This window comes from Halostella litorea (genome assembly GCF_004785955.1).
GTDB lineage: Archaea > Halobacteriota > Halobacteria > Halobacteriales > Natronoarchaeaceae > Halostella > Halostella litorea.
On sequence record NZ_SJER01000001.1, the window covers coordinates 339,133 to 355,674 of the forward strand.

Here is a 16,542-nt window from a genome sequence, read left to right on the forward strand (position 1 = left end):
CGCCCGACTTCGGAGGGTATAACCGGGTGAAAGACCGATACAGGGGAAATGAGTCGGAAGTCGGCGTCACTCCTCACCAAGACGCAACGGCGACGCCTCCGAAACGACTTCGAGGAGTTGGACGAGACGAAAAAGCGACGGGACCAACAGCGGATCCGCGACCGACTCCGCGCGGGCACGCTCGACTTCCGACTGCTCGTCGACCTCCCGGACGACCAGCTCGAACTCGCCTTCGACGGGGCCGACGACGAGGAGTTGCGGGACGCGCTTTCCGACGCGTATCTAACTATCGAGCGGATCCGCGAACTCGAGGAGTATCCCCGCGACGAACTGATCGAGAACGCCCGGGGCCGGGCGGCGGATCGTGCCGAGACACGGGCCGGCCTGCGTTCGCTCGACGATCTCACCCTTCGAACCGAACCCGAGATCCGGGACCGGGCCGAAACGGAGACGGCGGAAAGGTTGGCCTGGAACCGCTGGACGTCGTACGCCAACCGGCTGATGGGGGTCGGGGCGCTTGGCTTCCTCCTGAGTGCGGTCTTCTGGACGTCCGACCGCCTCCTCGGCACGCGGCTCTGGTCGGGAAACGACGCCACCGTCGTGTCCGTCTTCGTATTGGTGTTCCTCGGGGTGGCCGGCTGGACGGCCATCATGACGGCGAACGCGCTCAGACACGATATCCTCCCGCTCTGTAAACGGCTCGTCCAGCATCCCAACGAGACGCTCCGGGATCTCTGGGTCCGCTGGGTCCCGAAGGGTGTCCGGACTGCCGTTACCCACTCGGAGCCGAACGACTGACCGGTTTGTCCGTCCGTTCGTCGCAAAACGCGTAGTGGGTTGGGGCGGAGTCGAACCGCCGACCTGCTCCGTGTGAAGGAGCCGTCATAACCGGGCTAGACCACCAACCCGCACGAGAGCGTACCGCCGTCGCGGTAAAAAGGGTTCCGAAGTCAGTCCTCCCGGTAGCGGCGGAGCCGCTCGCGGGCGTCGGCGACGGCCTCCTTGGCCTCGCCCTCGGCGCGCTTCTCTATCTCCTCCAGGTCCTCGCGGACCTTGTCGAGGCGGCTCGGCTCCGGCTCATCCTCGCGGCCGGTCAGCTCGCGGAACCGTTCCTCGACCGGTTCGAGTTCCTCGCTGACGCCCTTCTTGGCCTGTTCGCCGGCTCGCTTGATGTAGTACTGCGCGTCCTCGAAGTGCTTGTTCATACTCGATAGTAGTCGGGGAGAGAATATATCCTTTGTGGGAGAACAGAATTCGCGTCCGACAGGTGTCGTCGCCCACGCGATCTTTTAGGCGCGCCTAAACCGAAGGCTTTTTCTATTTCTTAGGCCAACCTAAAATCGCGCGGGGCGCCCGCCGACGCGGAGCGATTCGGGTCATGCCGTCTCACCGCCGTCCCGCCGTCTCTGTAAGGGTACTGACCGTGGGTATCCACGGGCGGACGCAGGTCCCGGCGTTCGGCCGTGCCGGTTCGGTGCCATCAACTCGTCTTTTGCGGTTCCCGGTTGCACAACCTCTTTAGCCGTGGCCGGACGTAGCGAGGGCATAATGTTCAGTCGGCTCTCCATCCCGACGCCGTTCCAGGTGGGGCCGGTCAACGCCTACCTCGCCGGCCGGACGCTCGTCGACCCCGGCCCGGACAGCGAGGAGGCGTGGTCGGCCCTCCTCGCGGAACTGGAAAAGCGCGACCTCGCGCCCGGCGACGTCGAGCGGGTGCTTGTCACCCACCCGCATCCCGACCACTTCGGCCTCGCGAACCGCTTCCGGGAGTCGGGCGCGCGGATCATCGCCAGCGAGGCGTCGGCCGACATCGTCGGCGACTTCGCCGGACGGCTGGCGTACGAACAGGAGTTCTTCGTCGACTGCTTCGAGCGCCACGGGATGGCCCGGTCGACCGCCGAGTCCGTGCTCGAACTCCCCGAGGTGTATCTTGAGTACGCGCCCTCCTGCGAGACGGACCGGGTCCTCGCCGACGGCGACCGGATCACCGTCGCCGACGAGCCGGTCGACGTCCGGGCCGCCGCGGGCCACGCCCAGGGCGAACTCGTCTTCGAGTACGACGGCGCCGACGGCCGGGAGGCGGTCGTCGGCGACCAGGTGCTCCCCGACATCACGCCGAACCCGCTGCTCCAGCCGCCGCTGGAGCGGGGCGACGAGCGCCCGCGCGTCCTCCCGGCGTTCAACGACTCGCTGGACTCCCTGCGAGAGGTCGGCTACGACCGCGTCCTCCCCGGTCACCGGGAGATCATCGACTCGCCGTCCGAGCGCATCGCCGACATCCGGGCCGAACACGAGGACCGCACCGAGAACGTGCTCGCGGCGGTCGACGGGAAGACGACCGCCGTGGACGTGATGGAGGAACTGTTCGGCGACCTGCCGCTGACCGAACTGTTCCCCGGCATGAGCGAGGCGGTCGGCCACCTCGACGTGCTCGAACTCCGCGGCGAGGTGACCCGCTCCGAGCGCGGCGGCGTGGTGGTGTACGAGCGCGCATGAGGCGGGATCAGGCGGTCGCACTCGGCGCGGGCACCGCGGACCTGGTCGTCCAACACGGCCGCGTCCTGCTGACCGAGACGGGCGAGTTCCGCGAGCGCGACGTGGCGGTCGTCGGCGACCGGGTCGCCGCCCTCCCCGAGGACGCGAGCGCCGTCGTCGGCGACGACACCGTTGTCGTCGACGCCGAGGGCCGGGCCGTCGTCCCGGGGTTCGTCGATGCGCATACGCACGTCGACGTGTTCCAGACCGTCGAGACGGCGTACCCGAGCCTGCTGGAGGGCGGGACGACGGCGGTGGTGACCGAGGCTTCGGCTATCGGCGGCGCGTTCGGTGCCGACGGCGTCCGCGAACTGCTGGCCGCCGCGGCCGACCTCCCGGTCGCCGTCCGACCCACGGTGCCGCCCCACGCCTTCTTCGACACGTTCGGCGAGCCAGCGGACGAGGCGACCCGGGCCGCCCTGCTCGACCTGCTCGACGACGATCGCGTGGTCGGCGTCGGCGAGTCCGACTGGGTCCACGTCGTCGGCCGGGAATCGCCCGCCGACGAACTGTACGACCGCGCCCACGAGCGCGGGAAGCGCGTCATCGGCCACGGGGCCGGCTGCGCCGACGAGAAGCTCAGCGCCTTCGCGACGGTCGTCGACAACGACCACGAAGCCATCGCGGGCGAGGAGGTGACCGACCGCCTCGAACGCGGGATCCACCCGGTCGGCCGGAGCGGCTCCGTCCGGGACGACAGCGAGGCCATCGCCGACGCCGTCGCGCGTCACGACGCCGATTTCTCGCTGTCGACCGACGGCGTCTGGCCGGCCGCGCTGGCCGACGGCGAGGCGATGGACGGTGCGGTCCGTCGGGTGATCGACCACGGCGTCGACCCGGCAGAAGCCATCCGGATGGCGACGCTCGCGCCCGCCCGACACTTCGGGCTCGACGCCCGCGGCTCGGTCGCGCCCGGCAACGTCGCCGACATCCTCGTGCTGGACGACCTCGAATCGGTCGCCGTCGACGCGGTCGTCGCCGGCGGCGACGTCGTCGTCCGGGACGGGAGCGCGACGGTCGGCCCGCGGGACCACGACTACCCGGACGCGTTCTACGACTCCGTCGCCCTCTCCCCGACGCCGGAGACGTTCCGCGTGCCCGAACGCGCCGCGCGGGACGGCGCGGTCCGCGCGCTCGCGTACCGCCACGGGCTGATCACGACCGAGACGACCGTCCGTCCGGTGGTCGACGGCGACGCGCTGACTGCGGCGCCCGCGGACGACGTGGCGAAGGCCGCCCTGCTCGACCGCCGACCGGGCGAGGACGCCGCTTTCACCGGCTTCATCGCCGGCCTCGGGCTGGAGTCGGGCGCCGCCGCGACGAGCCTCTCCTGGGAGACGCCCGCCGTCGCCGTCGTCGGCGTCGACGACGACGCGATGGCGCGGGCGGTCGGCCGCGTCGCGGAGATGGGCGGCGGCTGGGCGGCCGTCCGGGACGGCGAAGTCCTGGCCGACCTCCCGCTCCGCGTCGCCGGCGTCGCGTCGGACCGGCCCGTCGCCGAGACCGCGGAGCGGTTCGCCGCGGTCGACGAGGCGGTCCGCGGGCTGGGGGCCGACGTCGCCCGGCCGCTGCTGGCGGTCCAGACCCTTGATTTCCTCGGCGTGCCGTCGCTGAAGCTGACGACGTCGGGCTACGCGGACGTGTTCGAGCGCGACGTGGTCGGGCTGACGCCCGACGAGTAGCGCCCGCGCGTCAGTACGTCGGGCTCTCGCCGGTGATCCCCTCGCGCTCGTTGACGACGCGGGCGAACGTAAAGAGGCCGTCCGAGAGGCGGTTCAGGTACTCGACGGCGAAGTCGTTTATCTCCTCCTCGCCCGCCAGCGCTACGACGCGTCGCTCCGCGCGGCGACAGACCGTCCGCGCGTGGTGGAGCCGCGCCCCCTTCTCGCTGCCGCCGGGGAGGATGAAGGACTCCAGAGGCTCCAGTTCGTCGTCGTACCCGTCGATCCACGACTCGACCCGGTCGACGTGTTCCTCGGCCACCACGGGGTCGCCCTCGTCGGGGTCCGGGTTCGCCAGGTCGGCCTGCACGACGTGGAGGTGGTTCTGGACGCCGGTCAGCTTCTCGTCGACGTCGTCGTGGCCCGTCGGCGTCACCGTCCCGACCAGCGCGTTCAGTTCGTCGACCGTGCCGTAGGCCTCGATCCGCGCGCTGGTCTTCGAGACGCGGGACATGTCCCGCAGGTCCGTCATCCCCTCGTCGCCGCGGCCGGTGTAGATCTTCATGCGTCCACCCACGGTCGGCCCGCACTTAGTATCCACCGCGAACCCGTCAGCGAGTCCGGGGACGCAAGCGCCGTGTCCGGATTACTCCGCCTCGTCGTCCACCGAGACCTTCCCGGCCGGCTCCTCGCCCTGCGGGTTCGGGTCCTGTGCCTCGATCACCGCGGCGTGTTCGACGTGTTCGACGCCGCCGCCGAGCCGGAGCTGGACCGTCGAACCGGGGAGGTCCCCGTCGCCCTCGTCGGTCGGGTCCGCCGGGACGGAGACGGCGGTGACCCCCGTCACCGATATCTCGCGGCGCTGGATCGGGTCGCCGTCGTACTCCACGGTCTCCCAGGTGTCGCCCTCGAACTCCTCGACGTCCGCGCCGAAGTACTCCTCGCCGCCCTTGTCGAGGGAGTCCTCCGTCTGGGACTCCCCCGTCGTCCGGTTGTCGTCGAACTGGACTTCCTCGTGTTTGTACTGGTAGAGGTCCACTATCACGGATCGAACTACCACGACGAGCGCCAAATACGCTCAGGGAACATTCGGTATATCGATATGTGATTTACACGCTCCCGTCGAACCGCTCGAAACCAACATGTTAAACTCCGTCCCGCCGGTACCGCCGGCCATGGCTCAGGAGCTCGACCACTACTGTCCGTCCTGCGAGGACGACCGGACGTTCTGGCGCGCCGCGAGCACGAACCTCCACCTCGGCGAGAAGGTCAAGTGGCGCTGCCCGGAGTGTGACTACGCGTTCGTCCTGATCGACGGCATCGACTCCAGCGACGCGGACGTCGAGGCGTAACTTCACCGGACTTCGAGGCCGACCAGCGCCGAACCAGCAACACCGTTCTTTCCGTTTCGTCCTGGAAGCGCCAGCGTCGCCCCGGCCTCTCGTGTCGCGCTCCCTCGCGTGCGCGTATCACTTATCGTTGCTTTCCGTCCGCGTGACGAAAATGTCACAAATGAGAGACGATACATAGATGAGTAGCGAGTTGAGGCGGGACTCGCCGGCCGGATCACGATCCGTCGCTCCGCTCCCGGGACCGTACCGACGGAATCGAGCGAGTGGTGCTGTCTGGATTCTAGCAGCGACCGACGGTCACGGATCGGGAACTGATTCAGAGAACGGAGTCGGATCCCCGGTGGTCGTCGGGAAGCGTCGCGAACCTGCTGTGGCAATGACGAGACTCCGAACGATTCCCCGTCGGCGTCCGCGTTCACCCAGCATGGTTTCGGCGGTTGTGCGCGGTCGCCGGTGCCATCCGCGTTTCAGTACGTCGCTGAACGAAACGGCTGGACATCCGTCCGTGACCCTCTTCGTCGCCGTGACCCCCGGGATATCGTTCGAGACACGTCCCTCGGTCGCGTTGACGGATCTCGACGATATCAGGCCTGTTTGGGGCGGAAAGCGCGGCAGTTCAGGAACTGGTAAATTACATACAGCTATATCAAATTCGGGGGATCTGGCTTGTAGCCCCTCAGTACCGTCGTCGCCGCGAATCGAGGGATACGAGCGCTATCCGCGACGCTCGCTGCCATGGCGCTCACAGAGCACGTCGCCCGCGTCCGTGTCGAAGAAAAACGAGTCGCCCGCCTCGATGGGGTCGCCGTCGACCGCACAGCCGTCGTCGTGCAGGAGGAAGTACTTCCCGCCGTCCCGCCCGGTCTCCAGCCGACCGGCGGCCACGGCGAACTTCACGATCCCCTCGCCGATCTGCGTCCGCTCGGCCGAGTCGGCGGTCTCGAAGTGGATCACCGGCACGGGCCGAGGTACGGCCGCGAGCCCCAAAACGGCGGGCCTACTCCTCCAGGGACTGCCAGGAGAGGCGCAGGTCGCGGGCCGCCGAGGTCTGGTCGATCCGCCGCGCCGCCGTCCGCTCGGGGGCGGACGCGAGCGCGTCGTCGTCCTCGTCCGCGACGGCGTCGAACGCAGCCGCGAGCTGGTCCAGCGTCTCGCGGTTCTCGATCTCCGTCGGCTCGGTCATCAGCGCCTCGGGGACGATCTCCGGCCACTTCGTCGTCGGCGGGTGGACGCCGTAGTCAAGCATGCGCTTTGCGACGTCGGCGGCGTCCTGGTCGCCGGCGCTGGCGACGAACTCGTGGTGGTACGGGCCGTACGGCACGTCGTAGTCGATCCGCTCGCCGAGGTAGTTGGCGTTGAGGACGGCCTTCGCGCTGGCGTCGCGCAGGCCCGCGTCGCCGAGCCGGGCGATGTAGGCGTACGCCTTCACCAGCACGAGCCAGTTGCCCTGGAAGCCGTGGACCTTGCCGATCGTCTCCGCCGGTTCGAACAGTTCGTACCCGTCCTCGCCCTCGCGGACCCGCGGGGTCGGGAGGAACGGTTCGAGGTCGGAGACGACGCCGACCGGGCCGGCACCGGGGCCGCCGCCGCCGTGGGGCGTGGCGAACGTCTTGTGGACGTTGTAGTGCATGATGTCGAAGCCCATGTCGCCGGGGCGGGCGCGGCCGAGCAGCGCGTTCAGATTGGCGCCGTCGTAGTACAGCAGGCCGCCCACGTCGTGGACCATATCGGCGATTTCCTCGATGTCGCGCTCGAAGAGGCCGAGCGTGTTGGGGTTGGTGAGCATCAGCGCCGCGGTGTCCTCCGAGAGCGCGGCTTCGAGGGCCTCTAGGTCGACGCGCCCGTCGTCGCCGCCGGGGAGTTCCACGACGTCGTAGCCGCCGAGCGCCGCGCTGGCGAAGTTGGTGCCGTGGGCGCTCTCGGGGACGATCACCTCGTTGCGGTCCCCCTCGCCGTTGGCCTCGTGGTACGCCTTCGCGACCAGGATGCCGGTGAACTCGCCGGCCGCGCCGGCCGGGGGCTGGAGCGTGACGGCGTCCATCCCGCCGATGCGGGCGAGGTAGTCCTGCAGGTCGTAGAGGAGTTCGAGCGAGCCCTGCACGGAGCCCTCCGAGCGGTCCGGGTGGACCGCGGCGTCGGGCAGCGCCGCCACGTCCTCCGTGAACTTGGGGTTGTACTTCATCGTGCACGACCCGAGCGGGTACGGCCCGCTGTCGACGCCGTAGTTCATCTCCGAGAGCCGCGTGTAGTGGCGGGCGATCTCGGGCTCGGAGAGTTCGGGGAGTTCGACGGCGTCGCGGGTGAGGTCGTCGGGGAGCGGCGACCCGTCCGTGTCGACTTCGGTCGCGTCCTTCTCCGAGAGGAGCGGCTCGTAGCCGTCGCCGTCGTCGTCCGACCAGCGAGCCTGGTCGAACGTCGTCATCGGGCCACCTCCCCGAGGGCGGCGACCAGTTCATCGGTCGACCCGGCGTTGGCGTCCGTGACGCAGAACTGCAGTTCGTGGTCGCCGAGGGCGTGGACCGCGAAGCCCTCGGCCTCCAGATCGTCGGCGACCGCCGGCGCGGGCTGGTCGGTGTGGGCGACGAACTCCCGGAAGTGGTGGCGGTCGTGGACGGGGGCCTGCACGCCGTCGACGTCGTCGACCGCGCTCGCGAGGTCGCGGGCCTCGGTCACGCAGGTCTCGGCGAGGTCGACCAGCCCCGAGGGGCCGAGCGAGGCGACGTGGATCGCCGTGCGGAGCGCGACCCACGCCTGGTTCGTGCAGATGTTGCTCGTCGCGCGCTCCCGGCGGATGTGCTGCTCGCGGGTCTGGAGCGTGAGCGTGTACGCCCGGCGGCCGGACTCGTCGTCGCTCGCGCCGACGAGGCGCCCCGGCACCTGCCGGACGTACTCCTCGCGGGTGGCGAAGAGGCCCATCCCCATCCCGTAACTCGTCGGGAGGCCGAGGCTGGCGTCGCCGACGACGACGTCGGCGCCCACGTCGGCCGGCCGCTGGAGCAGGCCCAGCGCGACGAGATCGGTGCCGAGGACGAACAGCGCGTCGTGGTCGTCCGCGAGGTCGCCTATCTCGGCGAGTCGCTCCTCTATCGTCCCGCGGACCGAGGGGTTCTCGGCGTACACCATCACCGTCTCGTCGTCCGCGAGGTCGGCCAGCGCGTCCACGTCGAGGTTGCCGTCGTCGTCGGGCACGTCCTCGACGACGAGGTCGGTGCCAGCGACGTAGTTCTCCAGCACGTCGCGGCGCTCCTCGCGGAGCAGTTCGGGGACGAGGACGCGGTGGCCGCTGGTCGCGCGGACGCGGTCGGCCAGCGTCGCGGCCTCGCCGAGCGCCGTCGCGGCGTCGTACATCGAGCAGTTGGCGATCCCGAGGCCGGTCAACTCGACGAGCATCGACTGGTACTCGAACAGCACCTGCAGGAAACCCTGCGTGATCTCGGGCTGGTACTGGGTGTAGGACGTGAGAAACTCCGAGCGGAGCGAGAGGTGGTCGACGGGCGAGGGCACGTAGTGGTCGTAGTGCCCCCGGCCGAGGAACTCCGTCAGGTCGTCGTTGTCGCCGAGCGTCCCGCGGAGTTCGCGCCTGACCGCGCGCTCGCTGCGCTGCTCGATGCCGAACTCGCCGTCGAAGCGGACCGCGTCGGGGATGTCGAACAGATCCGCCTCGTCGTCGACGCCGACGGCGTCGAGCATCGCGGCGGTTTCCTCTGGCGTGTGCGGTGCGAACGGGCTGCCTGCCGCTGTGTCGTGTCCGGTCATGGTTGGCTGGAAGTCCCGTTGCCGGGGAGAGAAAGTCGCGTGGCCCGCGACGGACCGCGGGCGATGGTCGAAAGCACGGGTATGGACACCTAACGACCCGGTCCTTATGATGGCCCCGGTTTGGCGCGGTCCCCGTTCACCCCGGCGGGCGGGTTGTGACTCGGTTAATCAATACCTCGGATAGTGTTAAAACCGCAACTCCTGAACCGTGTGCGTCACTTATTAGCACACGATGGACGTTGACCAGCGGCTGATACGGATGGGATTGCTCGAAGACTGCGACAGACGGCGGGTGGTCGAACACCTGCAGTCCAGGGATCCGAGGCCGGTGTCGTTGGACGAACTCGCCGAGAAGGTGTACAAACCCCCGCCGGACGGCGAGCGGCCCCGGGACAAGGAAACCGTCGTGATCCAGCTTCACCACGTGCACCTGCCGAAACTGGCGTCCCAGGGGATCGTCACGTACGACGCCGAGGCCCGGACTGCCCGGTACGAACCGGACGAACGGACCGCCGCGTCGCTGGAGGCCTTGCTCGAACTGGCTCCCGCCGACGACTGACGGTGGCGACGCAGCGTGGGGTCAGTCCGTCGACGTTCGACCGTCGGCGGGCCGCACGAGCACCAGTCCGCCCCCGCGGACGGTTATCTCGTAGCCCCCCGAAGTGAACGACACCGTCGGATCCGCCGTCCCGTCCGACCGGAGAAACGCGTCGAGTGCGGCCGCGTCGACGTCACCGAACAGCGGCGGCAGCGCCGTGGGGTCCCTGCCGGCCGCGTCCGCAACCGTCTCGGCGACGGCGACGGTCGGCGACGTCGTCGACCACTCGTAGCGGCGACGAACCGTGCTGTCGTCGGGAGCGGGTCCTCCGTCGGCCATCGAGTGGACACACGGGACACCGCGACAATAGTGTTCGTGTCACTGTTGTTCCTATTCGAGTTACACGGAGACCGTTCGAGAAACTCCGCCGCGAAATGCGGACGGAGTCGGCACGCAGCGGATCAGTGGTTGGGACACATTTCCGGGCCGCGTGCCAGTTAGTCGCTCGCGCTCCCTGCGTATAACGATTTTGTGATCAACTGAGTAAACGGCTTGACTGGGCCGTGGTACAGCGTGTCGGACGGGGATGACGTCCCCGGCTTCGGAGACGGTACGACCGACGCGTAGTGGGTGACGGGTAACCGACCATACGTCCCCCGGCGTGTCGCTACGGGCACGCCCGACTGCTCCGCCGTCCGTGCCGTCGCCGTGAACGCCGGCTTACAGTAACAACGCCTATCTGCCTCGGGGGAGAAACTCCGGGGACTACCGGGTCACCCCGGTTCGAAGGTTGGGACACATGGTTAGGGAGAACACGGTTGAGGAGGCGATAGACGTGCTTCAGCAGTTCGGCCTCAAGGAGTACGAGGCGAAGTGCTTCGTGGGGCTGACGCGCATGTCGACAAGCACGGCAAAGCAGTTGAGCGAGGTCGTCGACGTGCCCCGGACGCGCATCTACGACGCGATACGCGTGCTGGAGGCGCAGGGACTCGTGGAGGTACAACACACCAGCCCGCAGCGGTTCCGGGCGGTGCCGCTCGACGAGGCGACGGAGACGCTCCGAACCCAGTACGAGAGCCGCGTGGACCGCCTCCGGAACGCGCTCGCCGCGGCCGAGCCGGTCGACGCCGGGGACGACGACCCCGTTCAGGAGGTGTGGTCGATGTCCGGGAAGACGGCCGTCGCGAACCGGGCGCACGAGCTCATCGAGGAGGCCGAGACGGAGGTAGTGCTGGTCGTCGCCAGCCAGGGACTCCTGACGGAGGGCCTGGTCGACGCGCTGAACGCCGTCGGCGAGGGGACCGACCTGCTGGTCGGCGCGGTGACCGACGACCTGCGAAAGCGGGTCGAGGACGCCGTTCCGAACGCCGAGACGTTCGTCTCGGGGCTGGACTGGCTCCAGAGCGAGGACGACGGGAGCGACGGGGACCACGAGACGGCGATCGGCCGCCTCCTGCTGGTCGACCGGTCGACGATCCTCGTCAGTACGATCATTCCGGAGACCGGCGAGGAGCAGGCCGTCTTCGGGACGGGGTTCGGCAACGGGCTCGTCGTGATCTCGCGGCGGCTGATGGCACAGGGGCTCCTGACGGACCGGGACCCGTCCGCGGACGACTGACCCCGGGGCGTCCCCGGCCGGTCACTCCACCTGTTCGCGGTACTCCGCGGCCGACATGAGGTCGTCGAGTTCGCCCTCGTCCGCGGCGGCTATCTCCAGCATCCACCCCTCGCCGAAGGGGTCGTCGTTGACCAGTTCGGGCGCGTCGAACAGCGCCTCGTTGACGGCCGTCACCTCGCCCGAGACGGGCGCGTACAGGTCCGAGACGGCCTTGATGCTCTCGATGACGCCGAACTCCTCGCCCTTGGTCACGTCGTCGCCGACGTCGGGCACCTCGACGAACACCACGTCGCCGAGTTCGTCCTGCGCGAAGTCGGAGATGCCGACGCGGACGGTGCCGTCGTCGTTCAGCGCCCACTCGTGCGATTCCATGTAGCCGCGGTCGTCGGGTGCGTCGAAGCTCATTGTATGAAGGGTGTGTCGCTAATCCGCGCTTCCTTCGGGCGGTCGCGGACGACCACCCGTATCTCGGTGCCCGGCTCGTCGTACTCGACCGGGACGTAGCCGAGCCCGATCGGTTCGTCGAGCGTGGGACTCATCGTCCCGCTGGTGACCGTCCCGATGGCCTCGCCGTCCGGGTCGGTGATCTCGTAGCCGTGCCGCGGGACGCCCCGTTCGGTCAGCGTGAGGCCGACGAACCGCTCGTCGACGCCGGCCTCCTGCTGGGCCGCGAGCGCGTCGCGGCCGACGAACTCGGTGTCCAGCTTCACGGTGAAGCCGATGCCGGCCTCGTACGGCGTCCGCGGGTTCTCCGCGGGGTCGAAGTCCTGCCCCGACAGGAGAAAGCCTGCCTCGATGCGGAGCGTGTCCCGCGCGCCGAGCCCGCAGGGCTGGCAGTCCAGCGCCGCCCAGACCGTCTCGGCGTCGTCCCACGGGACGATCAGTTCGAAGCCGTCCTCGCCGGTGTAGCCGGTCCGGGCGACCCAGCAGTCGACGCCGGCGACGGTCACCCACCGCGCCTCGAACCGCGAGAGGTCGGTGACCGGGTCGGCCGCGGCGTCGTCGACGAGGCCGGCGGCCTCGGGGCCCTGGACGGCGAACATGCCGAAGGATTCGGTCCGGTTCGTCACCGTCGCGTCCAGCCCCCACTCGTCCCGGTGGGACGTCCAGCGGTCGACGGCCTCCGCGTCGTGGCCGGCGTTGGGCACGAACAGGTACGTCGGGCCGTCGGCGTCGGCCGGGGACGGGTCGCCGCCCACCGCCGGAAGCCGCCCCCCGTCGTCGGGGAGCCGGTAGACGACGGTGTCGTCGAGGATCGCGCCGTCCTCGTCGGTGATCGCCGCGTACTGGGAGTCGCCCGGGTCGAGCGCCGCCACGTCGTTGGTGACGAGGCGCTGGGTCAGCGCCGTCGCGTCCGGGCCGGTGACGGTGACCTCGCCCATGTGCGAGACGTCGAAGACCCCCGCTTCCTCGCGGACGGCCTCGTGTTCGGTCCGGATGGAGTCGAACTCGACCGGCATCTCCCAGCCGCCGAAGTCGGTGAACGACGCGTCGCGCTCGTCGTGGACCGCGTACAGCGGCGGCCTCCGTCGGGGCATACCCGGACCGTCGGCCGCCGGGAAGTAATGTTTTCGTATCCGCGACGCCCCGGCCGGCGGACGGAATCGACGCTCGACCGGGGAAACGATAGCGACCCTCGTCGGTCGGAAAAAAGCGAGACGGCGCGTCGGGTTCGGGGTGCCTCGACCGCTCGCCCGCCCGGTCGGGGGCGGTCGGCGGACGCGTTAGCTCTTCTCGGTGATCGTCAGCGTGTAGTCGCCGCTGCCGCTGTAGACGTCGACGAGCAGGTGCAGGTCCGTCGACGTGTCGGGGTTGTCGACGGTGATCGACTCCTGGCTGTCGGTGGTCCACGAGCGGTAGTCGTAGTCGGTCGTCGACGGACAGTCCGAGTTTCCGGTGTTGGCGTACAGGTCGAAGTCGGCGTCGCTCGGCCCGTCGAGTTCGACGACGACCTGACTCGTCGAGGAGAACTCCCAGCCGTAGGACCAGCAGTCCGAGTCCCAGTAGCTCGACAGGGAGTCCGAAATCGAGGAGGTGGTCGAATCGCCGCCGCCGTCGCCGCCGTCGCCACCGTCCCCGCCGTCTCCGCCGTCTCCGCCGTCGCCGGGTTGCGTGTTGACGGCGTTGTCGGCGTCGACGCGGCCGCTCCCCTGCTCCTCGGCCGGGAGCCCGACGTCCACGGCGGTGCTCTTGAGGTGGCTCCGCAGGTCGGCCGCCGTGAGGTCCCACGACGAGAGCGCCAGCCCGGCGACGCCGGCGACGACCGGCGACGCCATCGACGTGCCGGACAGCTCCTCGTAGTTGCCGAACGGCACCGTCGACAGCACGTTCGACCCCGGCGCGGCGAGTTCGACGTTGCTCCCCTTGTTGGAGTAGTTCGCGAGCGACTCGCTCTCGTTCAGCGCCGAGACGGCGAGACACTCGTCGTAGGCCGCCGGGTAGGAGACGGGGCTCCCGTAGTCGTTGCCGGCCGCGGCGACCGGCAGCGTGCCGTTGTCGTAGGCGTAGGAGACGGCGTTTTTCATCGTGTCCGTGTAGCCGCCGCCGCCCAGCGAGAGGTTGATCACGTCCACGCCCTGGTCGGCCGACCAGGTGATCGCGTCCGCGATGTCCGACAGGGACCCGCTCCCGCTCTCGTCAAGCGCGCGGGCGCTGAGTATCGAACAGTTGCTGATGCCGGCGTGGCCCGTGCCGTTGTCGGTCCCGCCCGCCGCGATGCCGCCGACGTGGGTGCCGTGGTTCTCGTCGGCGTTGACGGGGTAGGGGTCGCCGTCGCTGTCGGGGAAGTCCCGGCCGTAGTTCGAGACGCTCCCGTCCATGTTCCCCTCCAGGTTCGGGTGGTCGTACTGGACCCCCTGGTCGACCACGGCGATCGTTACGGACGAGTCGCCGAGGGTGGTGTCCCACGCGCCCGGCGCGTTGACCTGCTGGGGCGCGTACTGGCTGCCGAACTGCGGGTCGTTCGGCGTGTAGAACGCCTGCACCGTCGCGTTCGGCTCGGCGTACTTGACCTCCTCCTTTTTCGTGACCGCCTCGACGAAGTTCTCGCGGGCGACGTCGGCGGCCCTGCTCGGGAACTCCACCGCCACGTACCGGAGTTTCTCGTTCTTGTGGACGACCCGGGCGTTCCCCGGGACGGCGCTCCGAACGGTCCCCTCCAGCTCGTCGGCGCTCGCCGACACGCCGACGAGTATCTCGTCTTTCTTCGGCCCCGGTTCCCGCCCCGGCGTCGCCGCCGTGACCCCGCCCAGCGCGCCCAACGCGCCGGCGGCTCCCGTCGCCTTGATGAACGTACGTCGTGACCATCGGTGAGTGCCATCATCTGACATGGCGAATGACAGGTATTGACACTAATAATTTAAGCTTTTCTGAATCGTGTAAGAAGTTATATCTGGACTAAAAATTAGAGTTCTGTGGCTAATTTCCGCGTCAGGACGCCGCGTCTGACGCGAAAACAAACGTTGTCAACGTTGTTCGTATTCCCCGTCGCCGACAGGTCCGGGCTGCTGTCGTCCCGCGATCACGGTGCCGCCGACGGCGCACCGGCGGCGACCCGCGACCGCCACGCCTATCGTCGTCAGCCGTCAACCCGGTCGCATGACCGGATTGGTGCGACGGGTGTTCGGGGACGGCGGAACCCGGGTCGGCCTGTTCGTCGACGGCCCGAACGTGTTGCGCGACGAGTTCGACGTGGACTTGGACGACGTGCGGGACGCCGCAAACGAGTTCGGCGACCTGGCGATCACGCGGCTGTACGTCGACGAGCACGCCACGCCGGGGCTGATACAGGCCGCGGAGGCCCGGGGGTACGAGGTCGTCGTCACCAGCGGCGACGTGGACGTGAAACTCGCGGTCGACGCGGCCGCCGCAGTCGTCGACGGCGGGATCGACGCGCTGGCGGTCGCCTCCCGGGACACGGACTTCAAGCCGGTCGTTGAGACGGCGGGCCGCAACGGCGTCCGGACCCTCGCCATCGCGCCCGGCGAGTACGGCAACTCGGACGCGCTGGCCAACGCCGCCGACGAGGCGGTCACGCTGGACGGGTAGGCGGCGGACCGCCCTCGACCCCACGTCGCGCCGCGAACGACCGCCGGGCTTTTCGTCGCTGGCGCTCCCACCCGCTATCGATGAGCGACCTCGACACGCCGATACTGGACAACCACCTCCACCTCGACCCGGACCGCGGGCGCGGGATCGACGCCGTGGAGGACTTCGCGCGCAGCGACGGCACCCACCTGCTCGTCGTCAACAAGCCGTCGTGGCACCTCGGCGTCGAACCGAAGGTCGGCGAGGACTTCCGCGCCGTCTTCGACCGAACCATCGCCGTCGTCGAGCGCGCGAGCGCCGTCCTCGACGGCACCGCGTGGCCGGTTCTGGGCGTCCATCCCGGACTGATCTCGCGGCTCGTCGACGACCGCGGCATGGCCCCGGCGGACGCGCGCGACCTGATGGCCGCCGGCATCGAAGTCGCGTCGGAGTACGTCGCCGACGGCCCCGCGGTCGCGCTGAAGTCCGGCCGCCCGCACTACGACGTGAGCGACGCGGTGTGGGAAGCCTCCAACGCGGTGATGCGGACCGCCTTCGAGCGCGGCGCGGCGGTCGACTGCGCGGTCCAACTGCACACCGAGGCCAGCGAGGACCTCACCGAGGTGGCCGAGTGGGCCGAGGACGCCGGCCTGCCCCGCGAGCGCGTCGTCAAGCACTACGCCGCGGGCCGCCTCGCCGGCCCGACGCCGAGCGTGATGAGCGAGAAGGAACGGCTGGAGACGGCCGCGGAGTCCGGCAAGCCGTTCCTCATGGAGACCGACTTCGTCGACGACCCTGACCGGCCGGGTGCGGTGCTCGGGCCGAAAACCGTCCCGCGGCGCGTCCGCTGGCTGCTGTCGGAGGGGTACGACGACGCCGTCGAGCGCGCCCACGTGACGACGCCCGAACGGGTGTACGGGCTGGACCTCCGCGGGACGCTCGACGGGGCGTGACGCGGCGTGTGACACGCGCTGACGCCACGCACGCCGGAACACGCCGCGTCCCTGACGTGTCGGATCGCGTCGGACGCACCGCTGAGAGAGAAAGGCATTTCAA

Annotated in this window: 18 protein-coding genes and 1 tRNA gene; 8 read left to right on the top strand and 11 right to left on the bottom strand. The window is 69.4% G+C overall.

Annotation, left to right across the window (positions count from 1 at the left end; translation table 11 throughout):
- Positions 1 to 48: 48 nt before the first annotated feature.
- A complete protein-coding gene (locus EYW40_RS07155) occupies positions 49 to 798 on the top strand; it encodes a DUF8102 family protein (RefSeq protein WP_135820937.1) in 750 nt (249 codons plus the stop codon).
- Positions 799 to 833: 35 nt separating this feature from the next.
- Here EYW40_RS07155 and EYW40_RS07160 read toward each other — a convergent pair.
- A tRNA-Val gene (locus EYW40_RS07160) sits at positions 834 to 908 on the bottom strand.
- Positions 909 to 950: 42 nt separating this feature from the next.
- On the bottom strand, positions 951 to 1,205 hold the full coding sequence (locus EYW40_RS07165) for a DUF7553 family protein (RefSeq protein ID WP_135820938.1): 255 nt from the start codon (positions 1,203 to 1,205) through the stop codon (positions 951 to 953).
- A 343-nt stretch (positions 1,206 to 1,548) separates the two neighbouring features.
- Between EYW40_RS07165 and EYW40_RS07170 the strand changes: the two genes are divergently transcribed.
- A complete protein-coding gene (locus tag EYW40_RS07170; RefSeq protein WP_135820939.1) occupies positions 1,549 to 2,496 on the top strand; it encodes an MBL fold metallo-hydrolase in 948 nt (315 codons plus the stop codon).
- Complete coding sequence (locus EYW40_RS07175; protein ID WP_135820940.1) at positions 2,493 to 4,217, top strand: adenine deaminase C-terminal domain-containing protein; 1,725 nt, start codon at positions 2,493 to 2,495, stop codon at positions 4,215 to 4,217. The genes EYW40_RS07170 and EYW40_RS07175 overlap by 4 nt, the downstream gene beginning before the upstream one ends.
- Before the next feature lie 10 nt (positions 4,218 to 4,227).
- Here EYW40_RS07175 and EYW40_RS07180 read toward each other — a convergent pair whose 3' ends face one another.
- Together EYW40_RS07180 and EYW40_RS07185 are read right to left on the bottom strand one after the other, a co-directional pair.
- Positions 4,228 to 4,761: a cob(I)yrinic acid a,c-diamide adenosyltransferase gene (locus tag EYW40_RS07180; protein ID WP_135820941.1), complete on the bottom strand. Its 534-nt coding sequence runs from the start codon at positions 4,759 to 4,761 to the stop codon at positions 4,228 to 4,230.
- An 81-nt stretch (positions 4,762 to 4,842) separates the two neighbouring features.
- Positions 4,843 to 5,241: a hypothetical protein gene (locus tag EYW40_RS07185; protein ID WP_135820942.1), complete on the bottom strand. Its 399-nt coding sequence runs from the start codon at positions 5,239 to 5,241 to the stop codon at positions 4,843 to 4,845.
- Between the two features lie 130 nt (positions 5,242 to 5,371).
- Here EYW40_RS07185 and EYW40_RS19915 point away from each other — a divergent pair, with 130 nt between their 5' ends.
- Positions 5,372 to 5,548 carry a DUF7838 family putative zinc beta-ribbon protein gene (locus EYW40_RS19915; protein ID WP_202614471.1) on the top strand — a complete coding sequence of 59 codons (177 nt, stop codon included), beginning with the start codon at positions 5,372 to 5,374 and terminating at the stop codon, positions 5,546 to 5,548.
- Between the two features lie 714 nt (positions 5,549 to 6,262).
- Here EYW40_RS19915 and EYW40_RS07190 read toward each other — a convergent pair.
- From EYW40_RS07190 to gcvPA, 3 genes are read right to left on the bottom strand one after another with little or no spacing between them, the layout of a single operon-like run.
- Positions 6,263 to 6,508 (bottom strand): DUF8075 family protein, encoded by a 246-nt coding sequence (locus EYW40_RS07190; protein ID WP_135820943.1) that lies wholly within the window; start codon positions 6,506 to 6,508, stop codon positions 6,263 to 6,265.
- 37 nt (positions 6,509 to 6,545) lie between these two features.
- Positions 6,546 to 7,970 (bottom strand): aminomethyl-transferring glycine dehydrogenase subunit GcvPB, encoded by a 1,425-nt coding sequence (gene gcvPB, locus EYW40_RS07195; protein WP_135820944.1) that lies wholly within the window; start codon positions 7,968 to 7,970, stop codon positions 6,546 to 6,548.
- Complete coding sequence (gene gcvPA / locus EYW40_RS07200) at positions 7,967 to 9,304, bottom strand: aminomethyl-transferring glycine dehydrogenase subunit GcvPA (RefSeq protein ID WP_135820945.1); 1,338 nt, start codon at positions 9,302 to 9,304, stop codon at positions 7,967 to 7,969. The genes gcvPB and gcvPA overlap by 4 nt, the downstream gene beginning before the upstream one ends.
- A gap of 232 nt (positions 9,305 to 9,536) precedes the next feature.
- Between gcvPA and EYW40_RS07205 the strand changes: the two genes are divergently transcribed.
- Positions 9,537 to 9,863, top strand: a complete 327-nt coding sequence (locus EYW40_RS07205) for a DUF7344 domain-containing protein (RefSeq protein ID WP_135820946.1) — start codon at positions 9,537 to 9,539, stop codon at positions 9,861 to 9,863.
- 21 nt (positions 9,864 to 9,884) lie between these two features.
- Here EYW40_RS07205 and EYW40_RS07210 read toward each other — a convergent pair whose 3' ends face one another.
- Positions 9,885 to 10,181: a HalOD1 output domain-containing protein gene (locus EYW40_RS07210; RefSeq protein ID WP_135820947.1), complete on the bottom strand. Its 297-nt coding sequence runs from the start codon at positions 10,179 to 10,181 to the stop codon at positions 9,885 to 9,887.
- Between the two features lie 460 nt (positions 10,182 to 10,641).
- Between EYW40_RS07210 and EYW40_RS07215 the strand changes: the two genes are divergently transcribed.
- Positions 10,642 to 11,460 carry a TrmB family transcriptional regulator gene (locus EYW40_RS07215; protein WP_135820948.1) on the top strand — a complete coding sequence of 273 codons (819 nt, stop codon included), beginning with the start codon at positions 10,642 to 10,644 and terminating at the stop codon, positions 11,458 to 11,460.
- A 21-nt stretch (positions 11,461 to 11,481) separates the two neighbouring features.
- On the opposite strand, the gene gcvH is transcribed toward EYW40_RS07215, so the two are convergent.
- The 3 genes from gcvH to EYW40_RS07230 all read right to left on the bottom strand — a co-directional run bounded on the left by gcvH (position 11,482) and on the right by EYW40_RS07230 (position 14,789).
- Entirely contained in the window at positions 11,482 to 11,865 is a 384-nt protein-coding gene (gene gcvH, locus EYW40_RS07220; protein ID WP_135820949.1) for a glycine cleavage system protein GcvH, read from the bottom strand.
- The gene (gene gcvT / locus EYW40_RS07225; protein ID WP_135820950.1) at positions 11,862 to 12,998 is read right to left on the bottom strand and encodes a glycine cleavage system aminomethyltransferase GcvT; all 1,137 of its coding nucleotides are present in this window, start codon (positions 12,996 to 12,998) and stop codon (positions 11,862 to 11,864) included. The genes gcvH and gcvT overlap by 4 nt, the downstream gene beginning before the upstream one ends.
- A 186-nt stretch (positions 12,999 to 13,184) precedes the next feature.
- Entirely contained in the window at positions 13,185 to 14,789 is a 1,605-nt protein-coding gene (locus EYW40_RS07230) for a S8 family serine peptidase (protein WP_135820951.1), read from the bottom strand.
- Positions 14,790 to 15,057: 268 nt separating this feature from the next.
- Between EYW40_RS07230 and EYW40_RS07235 the strand changes: the two genes are divergently transcribed.
- Both EYW40_RS07235 and EYW40_RS07240 read left to right on the top strand, forming a co-directional pair.
- Positions 15,058 to 15,507, top strand: coding sequence for an NYN domain-containing protein (locus tag EYW40_RS07235; RefSeq protein ID WP_135820952.1), 450 nt, complete (start codon positions 15,058 to 15,060; stop codon positions 15,505 to 15,507).
- An 80-nt stretch (positions 15,508 to 15,587) separates the two neighbouring features.
- Positions 15,588 to 16,439, top strand: coding sequence for a TatD family hydrolase (locus EYW40_RS07240; RefSeq protein ID WP_135820953.1), 852 nt, complete (start codon positions 15,588 to 15,590; stop codon positions 16,437 to 16,439).
- The last annotated feature ends 103 nt before the right edge of the window (positions 16,440 to 16,542 follow it).